General features: G+C 74.4%; 23 protein-coding genes. All 23 read right to left on the bottom strand.

The window, feature by feature from the left end; genetic code table 11:
• Positions 1-38 precede the first annotated feature (38 nt).
• Positions 39-728 (bottom strand): Trp biosynthesis-associated membrane protein, encoded by a 690-nt coding sequence (locus H9X71_RS08875; protein ID WP_191146770.1) that lies wholly within the window; start codon positions 726-728, stop codon positions 39-41.
• Entirely contained in the window at positions 728-2278 is a 1551-nt protein-coding gene (locus H9X71_RS08880) for an anthranilate synthase component I (RefSeq protein ID WP_191146771.1), read from the bottom strand. Before H9X71_RS08880 ends, H9X71_RS08875 begins: the two co-directional genes overlap by 1 nt.
• Complete coding sequence (gene hisI / locus H9X71_RS08885) at positions 2275-2685, bottom strand: phosphoribosyl-AMP cyclohydrolase (RefSeq protein ID WP_191146772.1); 411 nt, start codon at positions 2683-2685, stop codon at positions 2275-2277. The genes H9X71_RS08880 and hisI overlap by 4 nt, the downstream gene beginning before the upstream one ends.
• Positions 2682-3464 carry an imidazole glycerol phosphate synthase subunit HisF gene (gene hisF, locus H9X71_RS08890; RefSeq protein WP_191149137.1) on the bottom strand — a complete coding sequence of 261 codons (783 nt, stop codon included), beginning with the start codon at positions 3462-3464 and terminating at the stop codon, positions 2682-2684. The genes hisI and hisF overlap by 4 nt, the downstream gene beginning before the upstream one ends.
• Before the next feature lie 23 nt (positions 3465-3487).
• The gene (gene hisG, locus H9X71_RS08895) at positions 3488-4327 is read right to left on the bottom strand and encodes an ATP phosphoribosyltransferase (protein ID WP_191146773.1); all 840 of its coding nucleotides are present in this window, start codon (positions 4325-4327) and stop codon (positions 3488-3490) included.
• Positions 4328-4375: 48 nt separating this feature from the next.
• Entirely contained in the window at positions 4376-4639 is a 264-nt protein-coding gene (locus H9X71_RS08900) for a phosphoribosyl-ATP diphosphatase (protein WP_012038459.1), read from the bottom strand.
• A 109-nt stretch (positions 4640-4748) separates the two neighbouring features.
• The gene (locus tag H9X71_RS08905; protein ID WP_063071764.1) at positions 4749-5117 is read right to left on the bottom strand and encodes an FKBP-type peptidyl-prolyl cis-trans isomerase; all 369 of its coding nucleotides are present in this window, start codon (positions 5115-5117) and stop codon (positions 4749-4751) included.
• Positions 5118-5151: 34 nt separating this feature from the next.
• Positions 5152-5820 (bottom strand): ribulose-phosphate 3-epimerase, encoded by a 669-nt coding sequence (gene rpe / locus H9X71_RS08910; RefSeq protein WP_191146774.1) that lies wholly within the window; start codon positions 5818-5820, stop codon positions 5152-5154.
• 9 nt (positions 5821-5829) lie between these two features.
• The gene (locus H9X71_RS08915; protein WP_191146775.1) at positions 5830-7305 is read right to left on the bottom strand and encodes an RsmB/NOP family class I SAM-dependent RNA methyltransferase; all 1476 of its coding nucleotides are present in this window, start codon (positions 7303-7305) and stop codon (positions 5830-5832) included.
• Positions 7302-8219: a methionyl-tRNA formyltransferase gene (gene fmt, locus H9X71_RS08920; protein WP_191146776.1), complete on the bottom strand. Its 918-nt coding sequence runs from the start codon at positions 8217-8219 to the stop codon at positions 7302-7304. Before fmt ends, H9X71_RS08915 begins: the two co-directional genes overlap by 4 nt.
• Before the next feature lie 103 nt (positions 8220-8322).
• On the bottom strand, positions 8323-10437 hold the full coding sequence (locus H9X71_RS08925) for a primosomal protein N' (protein WP_191146777.1): 2115 nt from the start codon (positions 10435-10437) through the stop codon (positions 8323-8325).
• A 41-nt stretch (positions 10438-10478) separates the two neighbouring features.
• Positions 10479-11690 carry a methionine adenosyltransferase gene (gene metK, locus H9X71_RS08930; RefSeq protein WP_191146778.1) on the bottom strand — a complete coding sequence of 404 codons (1212 nt, stop codon included), beginning with the start codon at positions 11688-11690 and terminating at the stop codon, positions 10479-10481.
• Between the two features lie 41 nt (positions 11691-11731).
• Positions 11732-12946, bottom strand: coding sequence for a bifunctional phosphopantothenoylcysteine decarboxylase/phosphopantothenate--cysteine ligase CoaBC (coaBC, locus tag H9X71_RS08935; RefSeq protein WP_191149138.1), 1215 nt, complete (start codon positions 12944-12946; stop codon positions 11732-11734).
• An 81-nt stretch (positions 12947-13027) separates the two neighbouring features.
• Positions 13028-13297 carry a DNA-directed RNA polymerase subunit omega gene (gene rpoZ / locus H9X71_RS08940; protein ID WP_012038467.1) on the bottom strand — a complete coding sequence of 90 codons (270 nt, stop codon included), beginning with the start codon at positions 13295-13297 and terminating at the stop codon, positions 13028-13030.
• Positions 13298-13345: 48 nt separating this feature from the next.
• Complete coding sequence (gene gmk, locus H9X71_RS08945; RefSeq protein ID WP_191146779.1) at positions 13346-14254, bottom strand: guanylate kinase; 909 nt, start codon at positions 14252-14254, stop codon at positions 13346-13348.
• Positions 14251-15147 (bottom strand): orotidine-5'-phosphate decarboxylase, encoded by an 897-nt coding sequence (gene pyrF, locus H9X71_RS08950; RefSeq protein WP_191146780.1) that lies wholly within the window; start codon positions 15145-15147, stop codon positions 14251-14253. Before pyrF ends, gmk begins: the two co-directional genes overlap by 4 nt.
• Positions 15144-18434 (bottom strand): carbamoyl-phosphate synthase large subunit, encoded by a 3291-nt coding sequence (carB, locus tag H9X71_RS08955; RefSeq protein WP_191146781.1) that lies wholly within the window; start codon positions 18432-18434, stop codon positions 15144-15146. Before carB ends, pyrF begins: the two co-directional genes overlap by 4 nt.
• The gene (gene carA / locus H9X71_RS08960; RefSeq protein ID WP_191146782.1) at positions 18434-19603 is read right to left on the bottom strand and encodes a glutamine-hydrolyzing carbamoyl-phosphate synthase small subunit; all 1170 of its coding nucleotides are present in this window, start codon (positions 19601-19603) and stop codon (positions 18434-18436) included. The genes carB and carA overlap by 1 nt, the downstream gene beginning before the upstream one ends.
• 5 nt (positions 19604-19608) lie before the next feature.
• The gene (locus tag H9X71_RS08965) at positions 19609-20136 is read right to left on the bottom strand and encodes a PH-like domain-containing protein (protein WP_191146783.1); all 528 of its coding nucleotides are present in this window, start codon (positions 20134-20136) and stop codon (positions 19609-19611) included.
• Positions 20133-21545 carry a dihydroorotase gene (locus H9X71_RS08970; protein WP_191146784.1) on the bottom strand — a complete coding sequence of 471 codons (1413 nt, stop codon included), beginning with the start codon at positions 21543-21545 and terminating at the stop codon, positions 20133-20135. Before H9X71_RS08970 ends, H9X71_RS08965 begins: the two co-directional genes overlap by 4 nt.
• Positions 21542-22498: an aspartate carbamoyltransferase catalytic subunit gene (locus H9X71_RS08975; RefSeq protein WP_191146785.1), complete on the bottom strand. Its 957-nt coding sequence runs from the start codon at positions 22496-22498 to the stop codon at positions 21542-21544. Before H9X71_RS08975 ends, H9X71_RS08970 begins: the two co-directional genes overlap by 4 nt.
• On the bottom strand, positions 22495-23073 hold the full coding sequence (gene pyrR / locus H9X71_RS08980; RefSeq protein ID WP_191146786.1) for a bifunctional pyr operon transcriptional regulator/uracil phosphoribosyltransferase PyrR: 579 nt from the start codon (positions 23071-23073) through the stop codon (positions 22495-22497). Before pyrR ends, H9X71_RS08975 begins: the two co-directional genes overlap by 4 nt.
• Before the next feature lie 114 nt (positions 23074-23187).
• The gene (gene acs / locus H9X71_RS08985; protein ID WP_191146787.1) at positions 23188-25227 is read right to left on the bottom strand and encodes an acetate--CoA ligase; all 2040 of its coding nucleotides are present in this window, start codon (positions 25225-25227) and stop codon (positions 23188-23190) included.
• Between the last annotated feature and the right edge of the window lie 27 nt (positions 25228-25254).

Below are 25254 nucleotides of genomic sequence, written 5' to 3' on the forward strand. Positions count from 1 at the left end.
GTGCTCCTCGAAGGTGGTGCGGGCGGGATGGGTCGAGTCTACCGGGCGTCGCCTGGGGCTCCGTCGGTCTGGGGACGGGCGTCGGAGCCGTCCGTGCGCGTCGCGGCGGGGGCATCGTCGGCGTCCCCCTCCTGCCGGCGCGTGGGGTCGGCGCCGCCGCTCAGGCTGTCCCACGCGGCGACGGGATCCTCACGGGGGACGATGCGCGGGGCCGGGGAGTCGGTCGGCGCGTCGTAGCGCGAGCGGCCCGTCGGCCAGCGCGGCCCCGTGATCGCGACGAGCACGCCGGTGAGCGCCGACGCGATGCCGGCGACGACGGTGACCGGGCCCCATGGCGTAATGGTCCAGCCGACGACGAGGTCGGCGACGGGCGCGGATCCGGCGACGCCCGTGACGGTCGTGACGGCGGCCTCGCCGGCCTGGACGGGACCCGCGACGGCGGCGAGGGCCGACAGCGCGACTGTCGCGCCGATGAGCACCTGCAGCACGCCGAGCACGACGCGCAGGGCGCGGCCCGCGATGGCGAGCGCACCCGCCAGGGCGAGGCTGGAGAGCGCGAGCGCGCTGAGCGCGGGTGCCGCGACGCTGCCCGCGACCGGGACGAGCGCGGGCGCCTGGCCGCCGATGCGGAGCGTCGACCAGTCCTGCGACCAGCCGAGGAAGGTGGCCGCGCTCGTGGCGAGGACGAGCAGGAGGGCGAGGGACTTCGTGCGGCGGGTGACGCGCATCAGCGCACGCGCCGCATGGCCTCGGCGACCGCGACCGCGCGCAGCGGCGCGGCGGCCTTGTTCTGCGACTCCAGGTACTCCGCGTCCGGGTCGGAGTCGGCGACCATGCCGCCGCCGGCCTGCACGTGCGCGACGCCGCCGACGATGGTGGCCGTGCGGATGGCGATGGCGAGGTCGGCGTCGCCCGCGAAGTCGAAGTAGCCCACCACTCCCCCGTAGACGCCCCGCTGGGCGGGCTCCAGCTCGTCGATGATCTGCAGCGCGCGCGGCTTCGGCGCGCCGGAGAGCGTGCCCGCCGGGAAGGTGGCGCGGAAGACGTCGATGCTCGAGACGCCGGGGCGCAGCGTCCCCTCGACCGAGCTGACGAGGTGCATGATGTGGCTGAAGCGCTCGACCCGCATGAACTCGGTGACCTCGACGGATCCCGGGGCGCAGGCCTTGAGCATGTCGTTCCGCGCGAGGTCCACCAGCATGAGGTGCTCGGCGCGCTCCTTCGGGTCGGCCAGGAGCGACTCCTCGTGCGCGAGGTCCTCCTCCACGGTGCCCCCGCGCGGCCGGGACCCGGCGATGGGGTGCATGTAGACGTGGTCGTCCGTGACCGTGACGAGCGCCTCGGGCGACGAGCCCACGATGGAGTAGGGGACGCCGTCCGCGTCCTCCAGCGTGAGCAGGTACATGTACGGGCTCGGGTTGAGCACGCGGAGGATGCGGTAGACGTCGATCGGGTCGGCCGTCGTCGGCTGGTCGAAGCGCTGCGAGACGACCACCTGGAAGACGTCGCCCTCGTGGATGTGGTGCTTGCTGCGCGCGATGGCCGCGTGGAAGTCGGCGGGCTCGGTGCGGAGCGTGGGCGAGGGCTGGGCCTGGAGGTCCACCTCGGCGAGGAACGTCTCGGTGGGCCGCGCGAGGTCGGCCTGCATGCGGTCGAGGCGCGCCTGCGCGTCGGCCCACATGGCGTCCTCGTCGTCGACGCCGTCGTTGAGCGCGGTGGCGACGAGCGTCACGGTGCCGCGGCGATGGTCGAGCACGGCGAGCTCGGACACGAAGCTCAGGGCCTGGCCGGGGACGGGCACCTCGGCCGGCGGTCGGTCGGGCAGGCGCTCGATCTGGCGCACGGCCTCCCAGCCGATGAAGCCGACGAGCCCGCCGGTGAGAGGCGGCAGGCCGGGGATGCGCGGCGTCTCCCAGCGCGCGTAGAGCGCGGCGAGGGCCGCCAGCGGTCCGTCGGGCGCGTCGTCGCCGAGGGCGCGTCGCGCGTCGATGCCGTAGTCGAGCCAGCGGGCCTCGTCGCCGTGCTGCGTGAGGACGCCGAAGGACGAGACGCCGACGAACGAGAAGCGCGTCCAGATGCCGCCCTGCCCGGCGGACTCGAGCAGGAAGCTGCCCGGACGGCCCGCGGTGAGCTTGCGGTGCACGCCGACCGGCGTCTCGCCGTCCGCGAAGACCTCGCGGAGGACGGGGATCACCCGGTGGTCGGCCGCGAGGGCGTGGAAGCCGTCCCGCGTGGTGGTGCCGGGAGCTGGCGCGGCGGGGCGCGGGGACTCGGTCATGCGGTGGGCCCTTCGTCGGCGGCGGGACGCGCGGCCTGGACGGGGTGGAGGTGGTCGGCGTCGAAGCACGTGCGCGTGCCGGTATGGCACGCCACTCCTACCTGGTCGACCTGGACGAGGACCGTGTCGCCGTCGCAGTCGAGCGCCGCGTCGCGGACGTACTGCGCGTGGCCGGAGGTGTCGCCCTTCCGCCAGTACTCGCTCCGGGAGCGGGACCAGAACGTCACGCGGCCGGTGGTGAGGGTGCGGCGGAGCGCCTCGCGGTCCATGTAGCCGAGCATGAGCACCTCGCGCGTGTCGTGCTGCTGGATCACCGCGGGCAGCAGCCCGTCGTCGGCGAACGAGGCGCGGGCGAGGATGCCGTCCACGTCGGGGAGGGCGGTGGATCCGCTCGCGGCTGCGCTCATCGTCGGACCACCTGACCGGCGCCCGCGAGGGCGCCCTTGACGTCGCCGATGGTGAACCGGCGGGAGTGGAAGACGCTCGCGGCGAGCACGGCGTCGGCGCCGGCCTCGATGGCGGGCGCGAAGTGGTCGAGCTCGCCGGCGCCGCCCGAGGCGATGACGGGGACGCGGCTCGCGGCGCGCATGGCGGCCACCAGCTCGAGGTCGAAGCCGTCGCGCGTGCCGTCGGCGTCGATGGAGTTGACGAGCAGCTCGCCCGCGCCGCGCTCCACGGCCTCGCGGGCCCAGGCGACCGCGTCGATGCTCGTGCGGGTGCGGCCGCCGTGCGTGGTGACGACGAAGCCGGACTCCGTGTCGCCGCGCGTCACGTCGAGCGAGAGCACGCAGACCTGCGCGCCGAAGCGGTCGGCGATCTCGCCCACGAGGTCGGGCCGGGCGATGGCCGCGCTGTTGACGCCGATCTTGTCGGCGCCGCTCGCGAGGAGCCGCGCCACGTCGTCGGCGCTGCGCACTCCCCCGCCGACGGTCAACGGGATGAAGACCTGCTCCGCGGTCGCGCTCACGACGTCGTACATGGTCGAACGGTCCTCGACCGTGGCCGTGACGTCGAGGAAGGTGAGCTCGTCGGCGCCCTGCTCGTAGTAGAGGCGCGCCAGCTCGACGGGGTCGCCCGCGTCCTGCAGGTCGAGGAAGTTGACGCCCTTGACGACGCGGCCGGCGGCCACGTCGAGGCAGGGGATCACGCGGACGGCGAGGTCGCCGGAGGACGGGGACCCGGGCACGGGGCGATCGGCGGCGGCCACGGTCAGATCCGGGCGGCGTGGATCGGGCTGACGAGGATGGCGCGGGCGCCGACCTCGTGCAGGCGGTCCATGATCTGGTTCGTGTCGTCGCGCGGCACCATCGAGCGGACGGCGACCCAGGCGGGGTCCTGCAGCGGCGAGATGGTGGGCGACTCGATGCCGGGCGTGATGGCGGTGGCGGCGTCGAGGAGGTCGAGCGGCACGTCGTAGTCCATGAGCACGTAGCGGCGGGCGACGAGCACGCCCTCGAGGCGGCGGAGCAGCGTGGCGGCGCCGGGCTTCTCCTCGGATCCCGAGATGAGCACGGCGGTGGAGCGGAGGATCACGGGGCCGAAGATCTCGAGGCCGGCCTTGCGGAGCGTGGTGCCGGTCTCGACGACGTCGGCGATCGCGTCCGCGACGCCGAGCTGGATGGCCGACTCGACCGCGCCGTCGAGGCGGATGAGCTGCGCCTCGACGCCGTGCTCGCGGAGGAAGCCGCCGACGAGCACCGGGTAGCTCGTGGCGATGCGGACGCCCGCGAGGTCCGTGAGGTCGGCGAACCGGCCGACGGGACCGGCGAAGCGGAACGTGGATCCGGCGAAGCCGAGCTCGGCGGTCTCGGTCGCGTCGGACGACGAGTCGATGAGCAGGTCGCGGCCCGTGATGCCGACGTCGAGCGCGCCGGATCCCACGTAGGTCGCGATGTCGCGCGGGCGGAGGTAGAAGAACTCGACGTCGTTGCGGGCGTCGAGGACGTAGAGCTCCTTCGGGTCACGACGGCCGGCGTACCCGGCCTCGGCGAGCATCTGGGCGGCGGTCTCGGCGAGCGAGCCCTTGTTGGGCACGGCGACACGGAGCATGGGGATCACTTCTTCCGATGGAGGGGACGACACGGGTGACGGGACGCGTCACAGATGTCGGCCGACGTCCTCCAGGGTGAGGCCGCGCGCGATCATCATGACCTGCACGTGGTACAGCAGCTGCGAGATCTCCTCGGCCGCGCGGTCGTCGGACTCGTGCTCGGCGGCCATCCAGACCTCGGCGGCCTCCTCGACGACCTTCTTGCCGATCGCGTGCACGCCGCCGTCGAGCTCGCGGACGGTGCCGGACCCCTCGGGCCGCTCGGCGGCGATGCGGGTCAGCTCGCCGAACAGGTCATCGAAGGTCTTCACGTGCTCCAGGGTACAGGCGTCCCGGCCGCCCCTCGCACGACGACGGGAGGCCGGGAGCGCGATGCTCCCGGCCTCCCGGTGGTGGTGCAGGCGGTGCGACGGCTGGTCGCTAGCCGACGCCCTGCAGGTCGATCACGAAGATCAGGGTGCGGCCGGAGAGGCGGTGGCCGCCGCCCGCGGGGCCGTAGGCGAGCTCCGGCGGCACGACGAGCTGGCGGCGTCCGCCGACCTTCATGCCGGGGATGCCCTGCTGCCAGCCGGCGATGAGGCTGCGGAGAGGGAAGCGCACGGACTGGCCGCGGCTCCACGAGGAGTCGAACTCCTCGCCGGTCTCGAAGTCGACGCCGAGGTAGTGGACGTCGACGGTGTCGCCGGGCTGGGCCTCGGGGCCGTCGCCCACGGTGACGTCGGAGATGGTGAGCTCTGCGGGGGCCGGGCCGTCGACGGGCTCGACCTCGGGCTTGGTGGTGTCGGTCATGGATCCAGTCAAGCAGATCCGCGCCGGGCCTCCGTCAGTGCGCGTGCGTGTGCGCCTCCGCCGCGCGGCGGAGCTCCGCGATGGCGGACTCCGGGTCGCCGCCGCGGAAGACGCCGGATCCGGAGACGAACGTGTCGGCGCCGGCCTCGGCGGCACGGCCGATGGTCTCGACGTCGATGCCGCCGTCGACCTGCAGCCACACGTCGTGGCCGGTGTCGCGGAGTCGGGCGCGGAGGGCGCGCAGCTTGGGCATCGTCTCGGGCATGAAGGACTGGCCCCCGAAGCCGGGCTCGACCGTCATCACGAGCACCTGGTCGAACTCGGCGAGCAGGTCGAGGTAGTCGTCGACCGGCGTGCCGGGCTTCAGCGCGATGCCGGCGCGCGCGCCGATGTCGCGGAGCCGGCGGGCGAGCGCGACGGGCTCGCGCGTGGCCTCGGCGTGGAAGGTGACGCTCGCGGCGCCCGCCTCCGCGTAGCCGGGGGCCCAGCGGTCGACGTCGTCGATCATCAGGTGGATGTCGAGCGGGACCGGCGTCACCTGCTGGAGGCGCTCCACCATGGGCAGGCCGAACGTGAGGTTCGGCACGAAGTGGTTGTCCATGATGTCGACGTGCACGAGGTCGGCGGTCGCGAGGCGCTGGATCTCGCGCTCGAGGTTCGCGAAGTCGGCGGACAGGATGCTCGGTTCGATGCGGACGGGCATGATCCGACCCTACCGGCGGGTCAGCAGGGCGATGAACATGGCGTCCGTGCCGTGCCGGTGCGGCCAGAGCTGCACGCTGGATCCGCGGTCGGCGGCGTCGCCCTCCGCCGCCGGCAGCTCGAGGTCGCCGTCGGCCACCTCCTGGAGGACCGCGCGCGTGTCGAGCGCGGTGACGTCGGGGTGGCGCTGGAGCGCGGCCTGCACGATGGCGCGCGTCTCCGCGAGGTGCGGCGAGCACGTGACGTAGGCGAGGATCCCGCCGGGCGCGAGCGCGCCGATCGCGGAGTCGATGAGGCCCGTCTGCAGGGCGCCGAGCCCGGCGACGTCGCGCGGGGACTTGCGCCAGCGCGCCTCGGGACGGCGGCGGAGGGCGCCGAGGCCGCTGCACGGGGCGTCGAGGAGGATCCGGTCGAAGGCGCCCGGGTGCTCCTCCCCCACGGTCGTGCCGTCGAGCTCCCACACCTCGGTGTCGCCGGGGACCGCGCGGAGGGCGTCGCGGACGAGCCCCGCGCGCGCGGGGACGAGCTCGTTCGCGGTGAGCAGGGCGCCGGAGCGGCCGGCCTCCGCGGCCAGGAGCGCGGCCTTGCCGCCGGGTCCCGCGCAGAGGTCGAGCCAGCGCTCGCCGGGCGTGACCGCGCGGGCGCGGCTGAGCGCGAGGGCGGCGAGCTGGGAGCCCTCGTCCTGCACGCGGACGCGGCCCTCGGCGACGCCGGGCGCGTCCATCGGGTCGCCGCCCTCGAGGTACGCGCCGACGGGCGAGAACGCGGCCGGCTGCTCGCCGGTCTCCTCGACGGTGGCGAGGCCCGGGAGCGCGACGAGGCTGACCGCGGGTGCGGCGTTGTCGGCGCGCAGCAGGTCCTCGAGCTCGTCGGCGCGGCCCTCGCGGGCGAGCGCCTGGCGGAGGGCGCGGAGCACCCACAGCGGGTGGGAGTGCTCGAGGGCGAGGCGCTCGTCGTCGCTCGCGGCGCTGTCGAGCACGCGCTGCCGCCACTCCGCCGGCTCCGAGCGGGTGATGGTGCGGAGGACGCCGTTGACGAAGCCGGTGGCGGAGCGGGAGCCGACCGCGCGCGCCATGTCGACGCCCTCGTTGACGGCGGCGTGCGTGGCGACGCGCATGCTGAGCAGCTGGTGCACCGAGAGGCGCAGCACGTCGAGGATGGGCGCGTCGATCGCGGTGACGGGGCGGCCCGCGGCCAGCTCGATCACGCGGTCGTAGTAGCCGGACATGCGCAGCGTGCCGTAGGCCAGCTCGGTGGCGAGGGCGGCGTCCTGCGCGGAGAGCGCGGCGCGGCGGATCCTCACGGGGAGCAGCAGGTTCGCGTACGCGTCCGACTCGCGGACGGCGCTGACGACCTCGTAGGCGACGCGGCGGGCGGGGCTGACCGTCGCGGGGCCGCCGACCTCGGCGCGGTCGTCCGGGCGGCGGCCTCCCGCGGGACGGCGTCCGCCCGGTCGACGGGCGGGGGATCCGGTGCTGTCGCTCATCGCGCGGTGAGGTCCTTCCTCGTGACGCCGCGCCACCAGTCGGCGGCGGGCATGGGGCTCTTGCCGGCGGGCTGCACCCAGATGAGCTCGACGGGGTGGCTGGCGGTGCCTACGGTGACGCGGCCGTCGACCGCGGCGACGGCGCCGGGTGCGAGCGGCGCGGCGTCGCGCAGGGCGGCCGCGCGGTGGATCTTCAGGCGCACGTCGTCGACGGACGTGTGCGCGCCGGGCTCGGGCGTGACGCCGCGGATCCGGGCGAGCACCTCCTCGGCGGGCCGCGCCCAGTCGACGCGGCCGTCGTCGATCGTCGTCTTGGGGGCGAGGCTCGGCTCGCCCTCCTGCGGGCGGGCGACGGCGGTGCCCGCGGCGATCGCGTCGACCGTGCGGACGAGGAGGTCGGCGCCCTGGACCGCGAGCGCGTCGAGCACGTGGCCGGCCGTCTCGTGGTCGCCCGTGGGCCGTTCCTCCATCGCGAAGACGGGGCCGGTGTCCATGCCGCGCTCGAGCTGGAAGACGCTCGCGCCGGTGACGCGCTCGCCGGCCATGATGGACCGCTGGACGGGCGCGGCGCCGCGCCACCGGGGCAGCAGGGAGAAGTGCAGGTTGATCCAGCCGCGGGCGGGCGTGGACAGCAGCGGCTCGCGCACGAGGCCGCCGTACGCGACGATCACGCCGAGCTCGGCGCCCGCCTCGGCGATCCGGGCGGTCGCGTCCTCGTCGAGCCGGTTGACGCGGAGCGTCGGGATGCCGAGGCGCTCGGCCTCGGCAGCCACGGGCGACGGGGTGAGCACGCGCTTGCGGCCGAGCGGCGCGTCGGCGCGCGTGACGACGAGGGCGACCTCGTGACCCGAGGCCGCGAGGAGCTGGAGCGAGGGCACCGCCGCGAGGGGCGTGCCGGCGAAGACGAGTCTCATTGCGGATCCCTCCCGGGGACGGCGTGCGGGTGAGCGGGGCGGGCGGAGGAGGCGGGGGCCGGGGCGATCGGAGCGGCGGCCCGGGCGGCGCGGCGGACGCGGATCAGAACAGCCCCGTGTCGTCGAACCGTACACGGAGCGGGACGGTGGGCCGGAACCCGGTGCGGCCCGCGACGGGCTTCCGGCGGCTGGAGGCGTTGCGGACGACGGCCGCCCGCAGCTCCCGCGCCGCATCGCCGCCGCGGGCATAGTCGAGGCGGACGATGGCGCGCACCTTCCCGCCCTCGGTCGACACGGGCCCGAGGACGTCGACGCCCTCCATCCCGTCGAGGCGCTCCACGGCCGCGGCCACCGCGTCCGGCAGGCCCTCGACGCTCGCGGCGCGCACCGCGGGCGGGAACCGCAGGGCCCGGCGCTCGAGCAGCTCCTCGCGCGCGTACCGCGGCTGCTGCCAGGTGGCGAGGGCGCGGGCGACCTGGCCGCCGACGCCCACGAGCATCACGGGCGCGCGCGGGGCCGCGAGGGCCGCGGCGTTCGACCACTGGCGGAGCACGTCCTCCCCCACCCGCAGGCTCTCCCGCGCCAGCATCCGCTCGCCGTCGAGGAGGAGGACCGCGCGGTAGCCGCCCGCCGCGACCGGCTCGGCGCCGCGCGTCGCGACCACGAGGCGCGACTCCGCGTCGACCTCCTGCACGTGGCGCTCGCCGTCGGCCAGCACGACCTGCACGCCGGGGAACGCGCGGCCGAGCTCCTCGGCCGTGCGGCCGGCGCCGATGGTGACGAGGCGCAGCTCGTCGGAGCCGCAGTTCGCGCACCGCCAGTCGCCCGCGAGGTGCCCGCACCAGCCGCACGTGGGCGTGCTCGTGGCGGTGGACATGCCGAGCGGACCCGTGCAGACGGTGCAGCGGGCGGCCTGGCGGCAGGCGCGGCACGCGACGAGCGGCGCGTAGCCGGGGCGCGCGACCTGGATGAGGACCGGCCCGTGCTCGACGGCGTCCTTGGCCGCGCGCCAGGCGCCCGAGGGGATCCGCGCCTGCCGCGCGAAGCCCTCGTCCCCCGTCTGCGACGTGGTGGGGATCACCCGCGGCGTGCGGGTGACGGCCGGCGCGACGCTCCCCAGGTAGCCGATGGCGACGAGCCGCTCGACCTCCGTGCTCCGCGAGTGCGCGAGCAGCACGAGGGCGGTGCCCTGCTGCTGCGCGCGGAGGAGCGCGACGTCGCGGGCGTGCGCGTAGGGGCTGAGCGGCTCGGCGTGCAGCGGGTCGCCCTCGTCCCACATGGCCACGAGGCCGAGACGGGCTGCCGGCGCGTAGACGGCGGAGCGGTTGCCGACGACGATGCGGGGCGCGTCGCCGAGGCCGGCGAGGAAGGAGCGGTAGCGGTCGGGGCCGGACTGGCGGGCGTCGGTGCGGATCACGGATCCGGCCGGCGCGTGCGCGCCGAGGGCGGCCTCGAGCTGGTCCTGGTCGCGGTAGTCGGGCACGACGAGCACGCTGCTGCGGCCCGACGCGAGCACGCGCGCGGCCGCCTGCGCGAGGGTGACGGCCCACCGGCCGGCCCAGATCCCGCCCCGCAGCTCGACGACCTCGGGGATCGCCTCCACCGCGACGCGGCCGGACGCGTCGACCGCCGCGTCGAGCGTGCCCGGCGCGTAGCCGTCGATCGCCGGGAGGGCGGGCGGTCCCGCTGCCTCGCCGGCGGCCCCGGGTCCCGCGTCCGCGGCCGCGACGGGGTCGTCCGCGTCCGCCTCCGCGGCGTCCGCGTCCGCCGCCTCGGCCGCCGCCGCGAGGGCCGCGAGGTGCGCCTTCTCGACGCGCACCTGCCGCGGCGGCACGGCGAGCCGCACGACGTCGGACGCCGTGCCCGCCTGCCGGTCGGCGACCGCGCGCGCGAGCGCCCAGACCTCCGGCCGGAGCACGGGCAGCGGCGAGACGACCTGCTCGACCTCGCTGAGCGCGCCGTCGTAGCCCTGCCCGTCGCCCGCCTCGATCACGTAGCCGTCGGCCACGCGTCCGGCCGAGCGGAGCGGCACGCGCACGCGCACGCCGGGCACGCAGACCACGCGCAGCGCCTCGGGCACGGCGTAGTCGAAGAGGCGGTCGAGCTGCGGCAGCGGCGAGTCGACCATGACCCGCACCACGGGCGGGCGCGAGCCAGACGCGGCTGCAGTCGGCGCGGATCCGGGCACGGGCACCCGCGCGGCCTCCTCCGCCGTCATCGTGCGCCCCCGGTCACGGCGCGACCCGCGCGGTGGACGCGTCAGAGCCCCGCGGCGCTCTGCAGGTCGGCGACACGGTCGAGCGCCTCCCAGGTGAAGTCCGGCAGCTCGCGGCCGAAGTGGCCGTAGGCGGCGGTCTGCGCGTAGATGGGGCGGAGCAGGTCGAGCTGCTCGACGATGGCGGCGGGACGCAGGTCGAAGGTCTCGCGGATGGCGCGGGCGATGCGGTCCTCGGGCACGTGCGCCGTGCCGAACGTCTCGACGTAGAGCCCCACGGGCGCGGCCTTGCCGATGGCGTAGGCGACCTGCACCTCGAGGCGGTCGGCGAGGCCCGCGGCGACCGCGTTCTTCGCGACCCAGCGCATGGCGTACGCCGCGCTGCGGTCGACCTTCGACGGGTCCTTGCCGCTGAACGCGCCGCCGCCGTGCCGGCTGAACCCGCCGTACGTGTCGACGATGATCTTCCGGCCGGTGAGGCCGGCGTCGCCCTTGGGGCCGCCGATCTCGAACTTGCCGGTGGGGTTGATGAGCAGGGTCGCGTCGCGCGAGTCGAGCTCGATGCCGATCTCCGCGGCCTGCGCGAGCACCGGGCGGATGACGTGCTCCTCGACCTCGCGGCGGAGGTCCTCCTGGGAGACCTGCGGGCCGTGCTGCGTGGAGAGCACGACCGTGTCGACGGTGCGCGGCACGAGGCCGTCGTAGCCGATGGTGACCTGCGTCTTGCCGTCGGGGCGGAGGTAGGCGAGCTCGCCCGAGTGGCGGACGGCCGCGAGGCGCTCGGCGAGGCGGTGCGCGAGGTAGATGGGCAGCGGCAGGAAAACGGGGGTGTCGCGCGACGCGTAGCCGAACATGAGGCCCTGGTCGCCGGCGCCCTGGAGGTCGTGCGCGTCGGTGGACGCGGATCCCGAGCGGGACTCGTACGAGCGGTCGACGCCCTGCGCGATGTCGGGCGACTGGGCGCCGATGGACACCGTGACGCCGCAGTTGCTGCCGTCGAACCCGACCTCGGAGGAGTCGTAGCCGATGTCCCGGATGCGGTCGCGGACGATCTGCGGGATGTCGACGTAGCCGGAGGTGGTGACCTCGCCCGCGACGTGCACGAGGCCCGTGGTGACGAGCGTCTCGACGGCCGCGCGGCTCGTCGGGTCCTGCGCCAGGAGCGCGTCGAGGATGCTGTCCGAGATCTGGTCGCAGATCTTGTCGGGGTGGCCCTCGGTGACGGACTCGGAGGTGAACAGGCGCAGGTCGGTCACGTGGGGAGCTCCAGGGGGATCGCGTGGTCGCCCGCCGGTCGCTACCGCGGAGTCGGCTGGCCCACTACGTCGAGAATTCGATGGGCCACCTGCTCCTTCGAGCCGGAGGCCTCGGCCAGTGTATCTCCGCTCCTCGCGAGCACCGTGATCGTGTTGCCCTCCGTGGCGAAGCCCTCGGACCACCCGACCCTGTTGAGGACGAGCAGGTCGCAGCCCTTCCGCGCGAGCTTGGCGCGCCCGATCCGCAGCAGCTCGGCCGGGTCCTGCTCGGTCTCGGCCGCGAAGCCGACGACGACCCGGCGCGTGCCGTCCGCGCGGGGGGTCGCGGCGTCGGCCGCGAGGCGCTGGAGGATGTCCGGGTTCCGCACGAGCTCGACGCTCAGCTGCTCCCCCGCCTCCTCCTTCTTGATCTTGCCCTCGGCCACGGCGACGGGCCGGTAGTCGGCGACGGCCGCGGCCATGATGACGACGTCGGCGTCCTCCGCCTCGCGCGTCATCGCGTCCGAGAGCTCGACGGCGGTCGACACGGGCACCACGCGGACGCCCGCGGGCGCGGGCACCTCGAGGTGCGCGGCGACCAGCACCACGTCGGCGCCGCGGTCGCGCGCGGCGACGGCCAGGGCGACGCCCTGCCGGCCGGAGGAGCGGTTGCCGAGGAAGCGCACGGGGTCCAGCGGCTCGCGCGTGCCGCCGGCGGACACGACGACGCGCCGGCCCTCGAGGTCGCGGCCGCCCGGCCGGACGGCGGCGAGGGCCGCGGCGATGACGTCCTCGACCTCGGCCATGCGGCCGGGCCCGGAGTCGGTGCCGGTGAGGCGACCGGAGGTGGGGCCGACGAGCGTGACGCCGCGGGAGCGCAGGAGCGCCGCGTTCGCCTGGGTGGCCGGGTGCTGCCACATCTCGGTGTGCATCGCCGGGGCGACGACGACGGGCGCGCGGCTCGCGAGGATCGTGGTGCCGAGGAGGTCGTCGGACAGGCCGAGGGCCATCGACGCCAGCGTGTGGGCGGTGGCCGGGGCGACGACGATGAGGTCGGCCGCCTGGCCGAGCGCGACGTGGCGCACCTCGGAGACGCCGTCGTAGAGGTCGCTCGTGACCGGGTTGCGGCTCACGGCCTCGAGCGTCGGCTTGCCGACGAAGCGGAGCGCGGCCTCGGTGGGCACGACGTGCACGTCATGGCCGAGGAGCACGAGGCCCCGGACGACGCCGACGGCCTTGTACGCGGCGATGCCCCCGGTGATGCCCACGACGACCATCACGCGGCGGCGCTCCGGGGCTCGGTGGCCGGGAGGGCGCGCGGCGGACGGTCGGCGGGGGTCATCCGGGACGGCGGGCGGCTAGGAGGCCGCGGGCTCCACGATGGGCGTGGCGACGAGCTTGTCCTCGTTGATCTCGTGCATGGCGACCGAGAGGGGCTTGTCGTCGATGGTGCTGTCGACGAGCGGTCCGACGTTGTCGAACAGGCTGCCCTCGTGGAGGTCGGCGTAGTAGTCGTTGATCTGGCGGGCCCGCTTGGAGGCGAAGATCACGAGCGCGTACTTCGAGTCGACCTTCGAGAGGAGCTCGTCGATGGGCGGGTCGATGATGCCCTGGGTCTTGTCAACCATGGATGTGCCGCTTCCTCATTGCATGGAAGAAGGCCGCACTGGTCCGCGTCATGGACCGACGGCCTTCCTGGATCTCATCAAGTCTACGACCTCGCGCGCCGCCTCCGCGACATCGCGGTTGACGACGAGGTGGTCGAACTCGTCCTGGGCGGCCAGCTCGACCTTCGCGGTGTCGAGGCGGCGCTGCTGCTCCTCGGGTCCCTCCGTGCCGCGGCCGACCAGGCGGCGCACGAGCTCCTCCCAGGTGGGCGGCAGCAGGAACACGAGCCGCGCCTCAGGCATGGCGGCCTTCACCTGGCGCGCGCCCTGGATGTCGATCTCGAGCAGGACGCTGCGGCCCTCGGCCAACGCCACGTCGATGGGCGCGCGCGGCGTGCCGTAGCGGTGCGCGTTGTGCACCGTGGCCCACTCGAGCAGCTCCTGTCGCTCGACCATCGAGTCGAACTCCGCGTCGGAGACGAAGTAGTAGTTGACGCCCTCGACCTCGCCGGGACGCGGCGCGCGCGTCGTGGCGGAGACGGACAGCAGCACGTCGGGCTCGTTCTCGCGGATGAAGGTGGAGACGGTGCCCTTGCCGACGGCCGTGGGGCCTGCGAGCACGACGAGGCGGCTGGGCTCCACGATCTGCTTCGCGGCCTGCCACTCCTCGAGGAAGCGGGAGAGGCGCACGCGCTGGTGCACGCCGAGCCCGCCGAGGCGCTTGGCGGTGGAGATGCCGAGCTCGCCGAGGATCCGCTCGAGCTTGGTCGGCCCGATGTTCGGGATGCTCGTGAGGAACTCGGTGACGCGGAGCGTGGCCTCCGCGCGGTGCGCGGGATCCGCGGACGCGTCGAGCACGCCGAGCGGGGTGCGCTCCCCCGTGACGATGTCGTGCTTCACCTCGGCACGCGCCCGGCGCGCGGCGACCGCGGCCTGGGAGGCGGCGACGCGGTCGACCTCGGGTGGTTCGGGCCTCATGGCAGCACCTCTTCGAGTCGTCCGGCGTGGTCGGTGACGGCCTCCGCGACACGCCGTGGCCCAGTCGCGAGGATACTCCGGGACGCGCTCGCGATCACAACGCCGGCGGCCGGGCCGAACAGCTTCCGGACATCGCCGAGCAGCGCGCCCTGGTGGCCGAAGCCGGGCGCGAGGATCGGCGTGCGGGTGAGCTGCGCCAGGTCGAGGCCGGCGTCCGCGGCGTCCACCGTGGCGCCGATCACGAGCCCGAAGGCGCCGGGGTCGGCGGCCGGATCGCCCGTCGGGCCGTTGGCGGCGACCGCGGCGTCCTGGATCCCTCGGGCGACCGTGCGGGCGGGGCCGGCGGATCCGTCGGCGGGGAGCAGCGCGCGCTGGAGCCGCTCGGCCTCCGGGTTCGAGGTCGCGGCGAGGACGAACACGCCCGCGCCCCAGGAGTCGGCGGCGGCGCGCACGCCGTCGAGGGACCCGACGCCGGTGTACGCCGTGAGGGTCACGGCGTCGGCGCGGAGCGGGCTGTCCGGTGCGAGCCAGGCGGCGCCGTACGCGTCGACCGTGGAGCCGATGTCGCCGCGCTTGGCGTCGGCGATCACGAGGAGGCCGGCGTCGCGCGCGGCGGCGAGCACGCGCTCGAGGGCGGCGTAGCCGGCGGATCCGTGGCGCTCGAAGAACGCGACCTGCGGCTTGACGATCCCGGCCCGCCCCGCGGTCGCCTCGACCACGCGCAGCCCGAACTCCTCGAGGCCGCGCGCGTCGTCGGCGAGGCCCCACGCGTCGAGCAGCGACCGGTGCGGGTCGATGCCGACGCAGAGGTGGCCGTGCTCCCGGAAGGCGCGGGCGAGGCGCGCGCCGAACGGCGGGGCGACCTGGGCCGCCCCGCCGTCCGCGGTCGTCACCGGCGGGCCTCGCGGGCGATCGCGTAGTCCTGCAGGCTCGTGACGTCGAAGCCGGCGCGGATCGCGTCGAAGGACGCGACCGCGGCCGTGAGCTGCGCGATGGTCGTGAACAGCGGCTTGTCGGCCGCGACGGCCGCCGCGCGGATCTCATAGCCGTCCGCGCGCGCCGTGCGGCCCGACGGCGTGTTGATCACGACGTCGACCTGGTCGCGGTTGATGAGGTCCACGATCGACGGCGAGTCGCCCGCGGCGGGCTCCTCGCTGTACTTGCGGACGACGCGCGCCTGGATCCCGTTGCGGCTGAGGATCTCCGCCGTGCCCTCGGTGGCGAGCACCTCGAAGCCGAGCTGCTGGAGCCGGAGCACCGGCAGGACGATGGAGCGCTTGTCGCGGTCGGCGACCGAGACGAATACGGTGCCCGAGAGCGGGAGTCCGCCGAACGCCGCCTCCTGGCTCTTCGCGAACGCGCGCGGGAAGTCGCGGTCGATGCCCATGACCTCGCCCGTGGAGCGCATCTCCGGGCCGAGCACGGAGTCGACGATGAGGCCGTCCTTCGTGCGGAACCGCTTGAAGGGCAGCACGGCCTCCTTGACGGCGACGGGCGAGTCCATGGGGACGTCGGATCCGTCGCGCTCGGGCAGGAGGCCGGAGGCCCTCAGCTCCGCGATGGACGTGCCGACCATGACGAGCGACGCGGCCTTGGCGAGCGGGATGCCGAGCGCCTTGGAGACGAACGGCACCGTGCGGCTCGCGCGCGGGTTCGCCTCGAGGACGTAGAGCACGCCCGCGCCGATCGCGAACTGCACGTTGAGGAGGCCGCGCACGCCCACGCCCTCGGCGATGGCGCGCGTGGCGTCGACGACCTGCTGGATCTGGCCGCGGCCGAGGGTCACGGGAGGGAGCGTGCAGCTCGAGTCGCCCGAGTGGATCCCGGCCTCCTCGATGTGCTCCATGACGCCGCCGACGTACAGCTCGGTGCCGTCGTAGATGGCGTCGATGTCGATCTCGATGGCGTCGTCGAGGAACCGGTCGATGAGGAGCGGCTTGCCCTCGCCGATGATGCCCTGGTCGGCCATGCGCAGGAAGTAGTCGTGCAGGGTGGCCGTGTCGAAGACGATCTCCATGCCGCGGCCGCCGAGCACGTAGCTCGGGCGGACGAGGACGGGGTAGCCGATCTCCTCCGCGACGACCACGGCCTCGTCGATCGCGACGGCCGTGCCGTTCCGCGGAGCCACGAGGCCGGCGGCGTCGAGGATGCCGGAGAACAGGCCCCGCTCCTCGGCGAGGTCGATGGCCGACGGGCTCGTGCCGAGGATGGGGACGCCCGCGGCCTCGAGGCCCTTGGCGAGCCCGAGCGCGGTCTGGCCGCCGAGCTGCACGACGACGCCGACGAGCTCGCCCGCCTGCTGCTCCGCGTGCACGATCTCCAGCACGTCCTCGAGCGTGAGCGGCTCGAAGTAGAGCCGGTCGCTCGTGTCGTAGTCGGTCGAGACCGTCTCCGGGTTGCAGTTGATCATGATCGTCTCGTACCCGGCCTCGGCCAGCGCGAAGGACGCGTGCACGCACGAGTAGTCGAACTCGATGCCCTGGCCGATGCGGTTGGGGCCCGAGCCCAGGATGATCACCTTGCGGCGGTCGGACGGCACGATCTCCGTCTCGGAGTCGTAGCTGGAGTAGTGGTACGGCGTGAGCGCCGGGAACTCGCCCGCGCACGTGTCGACCGTCTTGAACACGGGGCGGATGTCCGCCGCATGGCGGGCGTCGCGCACCTCCTGCTCGGTCTGCCTGCGGATCTCCGCGATCTGCGCGTCCGAGAAGCCGTGGTCCTTGGCCTCGCGCAGCGTCTCCGCGTCGAGCTCACGGGCGTCGCGCACCGCGTCGGCGACCTCGTTGATGAGGACGATCTGGTCGATGAACCAGGGGTCGATCTTGGTGGCGTCGAAGACCTGCTCCGCCGTGGCGCCCGCGCGGAGCGCCTGCTGCACCGTGACGATGCGGCCGTCGGTGGGCGTGCGGCTCACCTCGAGGAGCTCGTCGACCGAGCGGGTCTCCGGGCCCCAGTGGAAGGAGGATCCGCGCTTCTCGAGCGAGCGCAGCGCCTTCTGCAGGGCGGTGGAGTAGTTGCGGCCGATGGCCATGGCCTCGCCCACCGACTTCATGGTGGTGGTGAGCTCGGCGTCGGCGGCCGGGAACTTCTCGAACGCGAAGCGCGGCACCTTCACGACCACGTAGTCGAGCGTGGGCTCGAAGCTCGCGGGCGTGACCTTGGTGATGTCGTTCGGGATCTCGTCGAGGCGGTAGCCGATGGCGAGCTTGGCCGCGATCTTCGCGATCGGGAAGCCCGTGGCCTTCGACGCGAGCGCGCTGGAGCGGGAGACGCGCGGGTTCATCTCGATGACGATGAGGCGGCCGTCCGCGGGGTCCACCGCGAACTGGATGTTGCAGCCGCCCGTGTCGACGCCCACGCGGCGGATGATGTCGATGCCGATGTCGCGCATGTGCTGGTACTCGCGGTCGGTGAGCGTGAGGGCGGGCGCGACCGTGATCGAGTCGCCCGTGTGCACGCCGACGGGATCCACGTTCTCGATGGAGCAGACGACGACCGTGTTGTCGGCCGTGTCGCGCATGAGCTCCAGCTCGTACTCCTTCCAGCCGAGGATCGACTCCTCGAGGAGCACCTCGGTGGTGGGGCTCGACTGGAGGCCGTCGGCGACCATGCGCTCGAGCTCGGCGCGGGTGTGCGCGAAGCCGGAGCCGAGGCCGCCCATGGTGAAGGAGGGGCGGATCACGAGCGGGTAGCCGAGGTCCTCGGCGAACTCGACGGCCTGCTCGAGCGTCTTGGCGACGTGCGAGCGGGCGACGTCGGCGCCGGACTCGAGGACGAGGTCCTTGAAGAGCTGGCGGTCCTCGCCCTTCTGGATGGCCTCGACCTTCGCGCCGATGAGCTCGACGCCGTGCTTGGCGAGGATGCCGAGCTCGTCGAGGCGGATGGCCGCGTTGAGCGCCGTCTGGCCGCCGAGCGTGGGGAGCACCGCGTCCGGCTTCTCCTTGATGATGATCTTCTCGAGCACCTCGCTCGTGATCGGCTCGATGTACGTCGCGTCGGCGAAGCCCGGGTCGGTCATGATCGTGGCGGGGTTCGAGTTCACGAGGATGACGCGCACGCCCTCCTCGCGGAGCACGCGGCAGGCCTGCGTGCCCGAGTAGTCGAACTCGGCGGCCTGGCCGATGACGATCGGCCCGGAGCCGATGACGAGGACGCTGTTGATGTCGTCGCGCTTGGGCATTACACGGTCTCCTGGGGGGTCGCGGCGGATGCGGGGGCGTCGCCCGCGGCGTGGATCAGCTCGATGAACCGGTCGAAGAGGTACGACGAGTCGTGCGGGCCGGCGGCCGCCTCCGGGTGGTACTGCACGGAGAAGGCCGGGATGTCGAGGCAGTTCAACCCCTCCACCACCTGGTCGTTGAGCGAGACGTGGCTGACCTCCGCGCGGCCGAAGCCGGCGGGGCTCTCCACGGGGCCGTCGAGCGGCGCCGAGACCGCGAAGCCGTGGTTCTGGCTCGTGATCTCGACGCGGCCGGTCCGGCGGTCGAGCACGGGCTGGTTGATCCCGCGGTGGCCGAACGGCAGCTTGTAGGTGTCGAAGCCGAGGGCGCGGCCGAGGAGCTGGTTGCCGAAGCAGATCCCGAAGAACGGGATGCCCTTCCGCAGCACGTCCTGGAGCAGCTCCACGTGGTACTGCGAGGCCTCGGGGTCGCCGGGGCCGTTCGAGTAGAAGACGGCGGTGGGCGCGAGCTCGGCGAGCTCCTCGGTGGTGATGGACTGCGGCACCACGTGCACGTCGAGGCCGCGGGCGGCGAGGTGCTTCACCGTCGCGGTCTTGATGCCGAGGTCGAGCACCGCGACGGAGCCGATGCGCTCGCCGACGGCGGGGATCGTGTACGTCTCCTGCGTGGAGACCTCGGCGGAGAGGTTGCGGCCCGTCATGTCGGGCGCCCGCCGGACCTGCGCGAGCTGCTCCTCGTCGCCGAGCGCGAAGGCCTCGCCGGAGAAGACGCCGGCGCGCATGGCGCCCTCGTCGCGGATCCGCCGCGTGACGGCGCGCGTGTCGATGCCGGAGATGCCGACGACGCCCTGCGCCACGAGGTCGTCCTCGAGCGTGCGGGTGCCGCGGAAGTTGGAGACGACGCGGGAGGGGTCGCGGACCACGTAGCCGGCGACCCAGATGCGGCGCGACTCCATGTCGTCGTCGTTCATGCCGGTGTTGCCGATGTGCGGCGCCGTCTGGAGCACGATCTGGCCCGCGTAGGACGGGTCGGTGATCGTCTCCTGGTAGCCGGTCATGCCGGTCGCGAAGACGGCCTCGCCGAGCGTGGTGCCGCGGGCGCCGTACGCGCGTCCGACGTACCTCCGTCCGTCCTCGAGTACCAGGACCGCCGGTTCGTGTCGGGCCATGTCGGTCACTTCCCTTCGTTGTCGTCGTCGTGCGCGAGGCGCGGGATCTGGTGGAGGGCGTCGACGAGCGCGGTCTTCTCGCGCGGGTCGATCACCCGGAGGTACGTGTCGACGCGGGTGCCGACCCGCTCGTCGAGGATCCAGGTGACGGCCACGAGGCCGCCCTCCTCCACGACGCGGTCGATGGCGTAGGTCGCGAGGCCGGATCCGGTGATGCGGTCGGCGGGCACGAGCACCTCGCGCTCGCCGTCGATCGCGAGCACGAGCCCGGCGTCGTGCACCCGGGCCGCGGCGCGACCCCGGAAGCCGAGGGGCCGGACCGTCAGCCGGTCGAGGGGCTCGCCCGCCGTGGTCGTGGCGACGTAGAGCACGTCGACCTCGAGCACGGGCGGCGCCAGGCCCGCGGGCGGGCGCGGCGGCTCGGGCAGCGCGCGCTGGCGGCGGCGGCGCGCGCGCCAGCCCAGCACCATGAGGGCGAGCAGCAGGAGGAGGAGCGCGATCACGGTGACCGCGGGTCCGACGCGGTCGCTCATGCGCGTCCCGCCGGGGCATCGCCGTCGGCCGCGACCCGGCGCGCGTCGGCGTCGGCCCGGTCGCGGAGGACCGCCGCGCGGGCGACCGTCTCCCGGTCGACGAGCGCGCCGTCGAGCACGGTCGGGTAGCCGCGGTGGAAGGTCGCGACGACGCGGCCGGGCAGGGTCATCTCGAGGTACGGCGAGTTGCCGCTGAGCCCGCCGAGGTCGTCGCGGCCGAAGACGCGCGAGGCGGCGGGGTCGTAGAGCGTGACGTCGGCCGGGGATCCGGCCTCGAGCGCGTGCCCGTGCTCGGCGAGGCGGCCGATGCGCGCGGGTGCGTGCGACATGACGCGCGCGACGCCCTGCCAGTCGAGGAGGCCGGTGTCGACCATCGCGAGCTGCACCACGGAGAGCGCCGACTCGAGGCCGACCATGCCGAACGCCGCCGCGTCCCACTCGCAGTCCTTCGCCTCGACGGGGTGCGGGGCGTGGTCGGTGGCGACGACGTCGATCGTGCCGTCGGCGAGCGCGAGGCGGAGCGCCTCCACGTCCTCCCGGCGGCGGAGCGGCGGGTTCACCTTGTAGCGGGCGTCGTAGCCGGCGACCAGGTCCTCGGTGAGGAGGAGGTGGTGCGGCGTGACCTCCGCGGTGACGTCGACGCCGCGGGCCTTGGCCCAGCGGATCACGTCGACGGATCCGGCGGTCGAGACGTGGCAGACGTGGAGGCGGGATCCGACGTGCTCGGCGAGCAGCACGTCGCGCGCGATGATCGACTCCTCGGCCACCGCGGGCCAGCCCGTGATGCCGAGCTCGCCGGACAGCGCGCCCTCGTTCATGGTGGCGCCCTCGGTGAGGCGCGGGTCCTGCGCGTGCTGCGCGACGACCCCGTCGAACGCCTTCACGTACTCGAGCGCGCGGCGCATGAGCAGCGGGTCGGAGACGCACTTCCCGTCGTCGGAGAAGACGCGCACCGCGGCGCGGCTGGAGGCCATCGCGCCGATCTCGGCCATCGACTCCCCCTGGAGCCCGACCGACACCGCGCCGATGGGGCGGACGGTGGCGTAGCCGGCCGCGTCGCCGAGCGCCTTGACCTGCTCGACCACGCCCGCGGTGTCCTGCACGGGCATCGTGTTGGCCATCGCGAACACCGCGGTGAAGCCGCCGAGGGCCGCGGCGCGGGATCCCGTGAGCACGGTCTCGCTCTGCTCGTAGCCGGGCTCGCGCAGGTGCACGTGCAGGTCGACGAGGCCGGGCAGCGCCACGAGGCCGTCGGCCTCGACGACGTGCGCGTCGGCGGGGGCCCGCAGGTCGGGACCGACCTCGCGGATCAGCCCGTCCGCGATGAGGATGTCGGCGCGCGCGCCCCCGGGCAGGGTCGCCCCGCGGATGAGGTGGACGTCGTCGTGGAGCGTGTCGTTCGGGGTCATCGGTCGGCCTTCCCGTCGCCGGACAGCAGGAGGTAGAGGACGGCCATGCGCACCGAGACGCCGTTGGCGACCTGCTCGCGCACCGTGGACCTCTCCGAGTCGGCGGCGGCGGCGGATATCTCGAGCCCGCGGTTCATGGGCCCCGGGTGCATGACGATCGTATCGGGCCCGAGGAGCGCGAGCCGCGCGTCGTCGAGGCCCCAGATGCGCGCGTACTCCCGCGGGTTCGGGAAGAAGGCGGCGCGCATGCGCTCGGCCTGGATCCGGAGCATCATCACGGCGTCGGGCGCGCCCTCGCGGATGGCGGCGTCGAGGTCGTAGCGGACCCGGACGGGCCAGGAGCCGATGCCCACCGGCACGAGCGTGGGCGGCGCGACGAGCGTGACCTCGGCGCCGAGCGTCGTGAGCAGCCACGCGTTCGAGCGGGCGACGCGCGAGTGCAGGATGTCGCCGACGATGAGGACGCGCGCGCCGTCGAGGCCCTTCCCGCGGGCCGTCGGCCCGTGCAGCCGGCGGCGGATCGTGAAGGCGTCGAGCAGCGCCTGGGTCGGGTGCTCGTGCGTGCCGTCGCCCGCGTTGACGATGCCCGCGTCGATCCAGCCGCTGCCGGCGAGCGTGTGCGGGGCGCCCGAGGACGGGTGGCGGACGACCACGCCGTCGGCGCCCATCGCCTGCAGGGTCTGCGCGGTGTCTTTGAGGCTCTCGCCCTTGGAGACGCTCGAGCCCTTGGCGCTGAAGTTGATGACGTCGGCCGAGAGGCGCTTGGCGGCCGCCTCGAACGAGATGCGGGTGCGGGTCGAGTCCTCGAAGAACAGGTTCACGACCGTGCGTCCGCGGAGCGCGGGGAGCTTCTTGATCTCGCGCGTGCCGACGTCGGCCATGTCCTCGGCGACGTCGAGGATGCGGACGGCCTCGTCGCGGCTGAGGTCGCGGGTGCTCAGCAGGTGCCTCACGCGCTCGCCCCCGCGTCGGCGCCCGACGGCGCGTCGTCGGGACCCTGGATCGTCACGGCGTCCTCGCCGTCGATCTCCTCGAGCCGCACGAAGATCCGCTCGGCCAGGCTCGACGGCAGGTTCTTGCCCACGAAGTCGGCCCGGATGGGGAGCTCGCGGTGGCCGCGGTCGACGAGCGCCGCGAGGCGCACGGCCGTGGGCCGGCCGAGGTCGCCGATGGCGTCGAGGGCGGCGCGCACGGTGCGGCCGGAGAAGAGCACGTCGTCCACCAGCACGACCGTGCGGCCGTCGACGCCGCCGGCGGGCAGCCGCGTGGGCGACGGCGCGCGCGTCGGGTTCCGCTGCAGGTCGTCGCGGTACATGGTGACGTCGAGCGAGCCCACCAGGTCGGCGGGGGCGTCGGGCTCGAGGCGGGCGATGATCCGGCCGATGCGCTCGGCGAGGACGGTGCCGCGGGTCGGGATGCCGAGGAGCAGCAGGCCGGCGGGGCCGCGGTTCGACTCGAGGATCTCGTGGGCGATGCGCGTGAGCGCTCGGGTGACGTCAGAGGGCTGCAGCACGGTGCGCTGAGGCAATCCGACCTCCTTCCCCGCCTCTCGGGACGGATGTTAAAGGTGGTCTGTTCCGCGGACCACCCTAGCGGGTGTCCCCCCCGGACGCGGGGCCCGTCGCCCGGCCCGCGCGTGTCCTCAGCCGGCCGACGCGTCGAGCACCGCGCGGATCCGGCCGAGCACGGCCGCGTCCTGCAGGCTCGTGGCGTCGCCGAGGGGGCGGCCCTCGACGAGGTCGGCGAGGAGACGGCGCATGATCTTCCCCGAGCGCGTCTTCGGCACGTCCGGCACGACGACGACGCGGCGGGGCTTCGCGACCGGGCCGATCGCGCGGGCCACGTGCGCGGTGAGGAGCGGCTCCAGCTCCGCGGCGAGCGCGTGCCAGCCGGCCGCGTCGTCGTCCGTGGGCCGGTCGTCGCCGGGCGGCACCACGAACGCGACCACCCGCTGGCCGGTGAGCTGGTCGGCGACGCCCGTCACGCCCGCCTCGGCCACCCGCGGGTGCGCGACGAGCGCCGACTCGATCTCGATGGTCGACAGCCGGTGGCCGGACACGTTGACGACCTCGTCGATCCGCCCCTGCAGCGCCACGTCGCCGTCCGCGTCGCGCCGGGCGCCGTCGCCCGCGAGGAACCAGCCGCGGTCGGCGAACCGCTCCCAGTAGGCGCTGCGGTAGCGGGCCGGGTCACCCCACACCGTGCGGGCCATGCCGGGCCAGGGGCGCTGGATCACGAGGAGCCCCGCCTCCCCCGGCGCCGTCTCCTCCCCCGCCTCGTCGACGACGGCCACGCGGAACCCGGGCAGCGCGCGGCCGGCGGCGCCGGGCTTCAGCGTCGCGACGCCCGGCAGCGGCGCGATGACCGCAGCCCCCGTCTCCGACTGCCACCACGTGTCGACGACGGGCGCGCGCCCGTCCCCGATCTCGCGGTGGAACCAGCGCCACGCGGCCGGGTTGATCGCCTCCCCCACCGACCCCAGCAGGCGGATGCTCGACAGGTCGTGCCCGGGGACCCCGTCGGGGTGCCAGCTCATGAGCGAGCGGATCAGCGTGGGCGCCGTGTAGTAGGTGGTCACGCCGTACCGCTCGATGATCTCCAGGTGCCGTCCGCGGTGGGGCGTGTCGGGCGTGCCCTCGTAGATCACCTGCGTGAGGCCGTTGGAGAGCGGGCCGTAGATCTCGTAGGTGTGCGCGGTGACCCAGGCGAGGTCGGCCGTGCACCAGTGCACGTCGTCGGGCTGGGCGTCGAAGTGCGCCCAGTGCGCCCACGACGCGTGCGCGAGGTACCCGCCGGACGTGTGCACGAGGCCCTTGGGGCGGCCGGTGGTGCCGGACGTGTAGATGATGAAGAGCGGGTGCTCGGCGTCGAAGGCCTCGGGCGCGTGCACGGGCGAGGCGGATCCGACGGCGTCGTGCCACCAGACGTCGCGTCCCTCCGTCCACGGCACGTCCTGCCCGGTGCGGCGGACCACGAGCACGTGCTCGACTGAGGCGACGCCCGCGACGGCCTCGTCGGCCTGCGGCTTGGTGGCGACCGCGGTGCCGCGCCGGTTCTGCCCGTCGCTCGTGATGAGGAGCTTGGCGCCCGTGTCCTCGACGCGGAAGCGCAGCGCCTCGGCGGAGAACCCGCCGAACACGAGCGAGTGGACGGCGCCGATGCGGGCGACGGCGAGCGTCGCGACGACCGTCTCGACGAGCACCGGCAGGTAGATGACGACGCGGTCGCCGGGTCCGACGCCGAGCGCGATGAGGGCGTTCGCGGCGCGGGACACCTCATCCTGGAGGTCGCGGTAGGTGACGATGCGGCGGTCGCCCGGCTCGCCCTCGAAGTGCAGCGCGACCTTCCCGCCGCGACCCGCGGCGACATGCCGGTCGACGCAGTTCGCCGCGACGTTGAGGCGGCCGCCCGCGAACCAGGTGGCGGCCGGCACCTGCGGCGTGCCGTCGTCGGCGACCGGCGGGATCCACGTGTGCGCGGTGCGCCAGGGCGTCTCCCAGTCGAGGCGGCGGGCGGCCTCCTCCCAGAACGCCACCGGATCCGCGTCGGCCCGCGCGAACGCCTCCGCCGTGACGTTCGCGGACGCGGCGAGCGCGGCGGGCGGCGGGAAGAGGTCCTGCTCGATGCGGGCGTCGGTCCCGTCGGGGGCGGTCACGGCCTGCTCGGTGCGCGGGGAGGTCATGGGCCGACGCTACGTGCCGGTGCCGGC

The sequence above is a fragment of the Clavibacter zhangzhiyongii genome (assembly GCF_014775655.1).
GTDB lineage: Bacteria > Actinomycetota > Actinomycetes > Actinomycetales > Microbacteriaceae > Clavibacter > Clavibacter zhangzhiyongii.

What these genes read in the sequence shown, in the direction of transcription:
- H9X71_RS08925 (WP_191146777.1), bottom strand. Translation starts at nt 10,437, where the DNA reads ATGACGGCGGAGGAGGCCGCGCGGGTGCCCGTGCCCGGATCCGCGCCG.
- H9X71_RS08970 (WP_191146784.1), bottom strand. Translation starts at nt 21,545, where the DNA reads ATGACCCCGAACGACACGCTCCACGACGACGTCCACCTCATCCGCGGG.
- gmk (WP_191146779.1), bottom strand. Translation starts at nt 14,254, where the DNA reads ATGAGGCCCGAACCACCCGAGGTCGACCGCGTCGCCGCCTCCCAGGCC.
- carA (WP_191146782.1), bottom strand. Translation starts at nt 19,603, where the DNA reads ATGGCCCGACACGAACCGGCGGTCCTGGTACTCGAGGACGGACGGAGG.
- H9X71_RS08880 (WP_191146771.1), bottom strand. Translation starts at nt 2,278, where the DNA reads ATGACCGAGTCCCCGCGCCCCGCCGCGCCAGCTCCCGGCACCACCACG.
- H9X71_RS08915 (WP_191146775.1), bottom strand. Translation starts at nt 7,305, where the DNA reads ATGAGCGACAGCACCGGATCCCCCGCCCGTCGACCGGGCGGACGCCGT.
- hisG (WP_191146773.1), bottom strand. Translation starts at nt 4,327, where the DNA reads ATGCTCCGTGTCGCCGTGCCCAACAAGGGCTCGCTCGCCGAGACCGCC.
- hisI (WP_191146772.1), bottom strand. Translation starts at nt 2,685, where the DNA reads ATGAGCGCAGCCGCGAGCGGATCCACCGCCCTCCCCGACGTGGACGGC.
- coaBC (WP_191149138.1), bottom strand. Translation starts at nt 12,946, where the DNA reads ATGGTCGTCGTGGGCATCACCGGGGGCATCGCCGCGTACAAGGCCGTC.
- rpoZ (WP_012038467.1), bottom strand. Translation starts at nt 13,297, where the DNA reads ATGGTTGACAAGACCCAGGGCATCATCGACCCGCCCATCGACGAGCTC.
- acs (WP_191146787.1), bottom strand. Translation starts at nt 25,227, where the DNA reads ATGACCTCCCCGCGCACCGAGCAGGCCGTGACCGCCCCCGACGGGACC.
- H9X71_RS08875 (WP_191146770.1), bottom strand. Translation starts at nt 728, where the DNA reads ATGCGCGTCACCCGCCGCACGAAGTCCCTCGCCCTCCTGCTCGTCCTC.
- rpe (WP_191146774.1), bottom strand. Translation starts at nt 5,820, where the DNA reads ATGCCCGTCCGCATCGAACCGAGCATCCTGTCCGCCGACTTCGCGAAC.
- H9X71_RS08905 (WP_063071764.1), bottom strand. Translation starts at nt 5,117, where the DNA reads ATGACCGACACCACCAAGCCCGAGGTCGAGCCCGTCGACGGCCCGGCC.
- fmt (WP_191146776.1), bottom strand. Translation starts at nt 8,219, where the DNA reads ATGAGACTCGTCTTCGCCGGCACGCCCCTCGCGGCGGTGCCCTCGCTC.
- carB (WP_191146781.1), bottom strand. Translation starts at nt 18,434, where the DNA reads ATGCCCAAGCGCGACGACATCAACAGCGTCCTCGTCATCGGCTCCGGG.
- H9X71_RS08965 (WP_191146783.1), bottom strand. Translation starts at nt 20,136, where the DNA reads ATGAGCGACCGCGTCGGACCCGCGGTCACCGTGATCGCGCTCCTCCTC.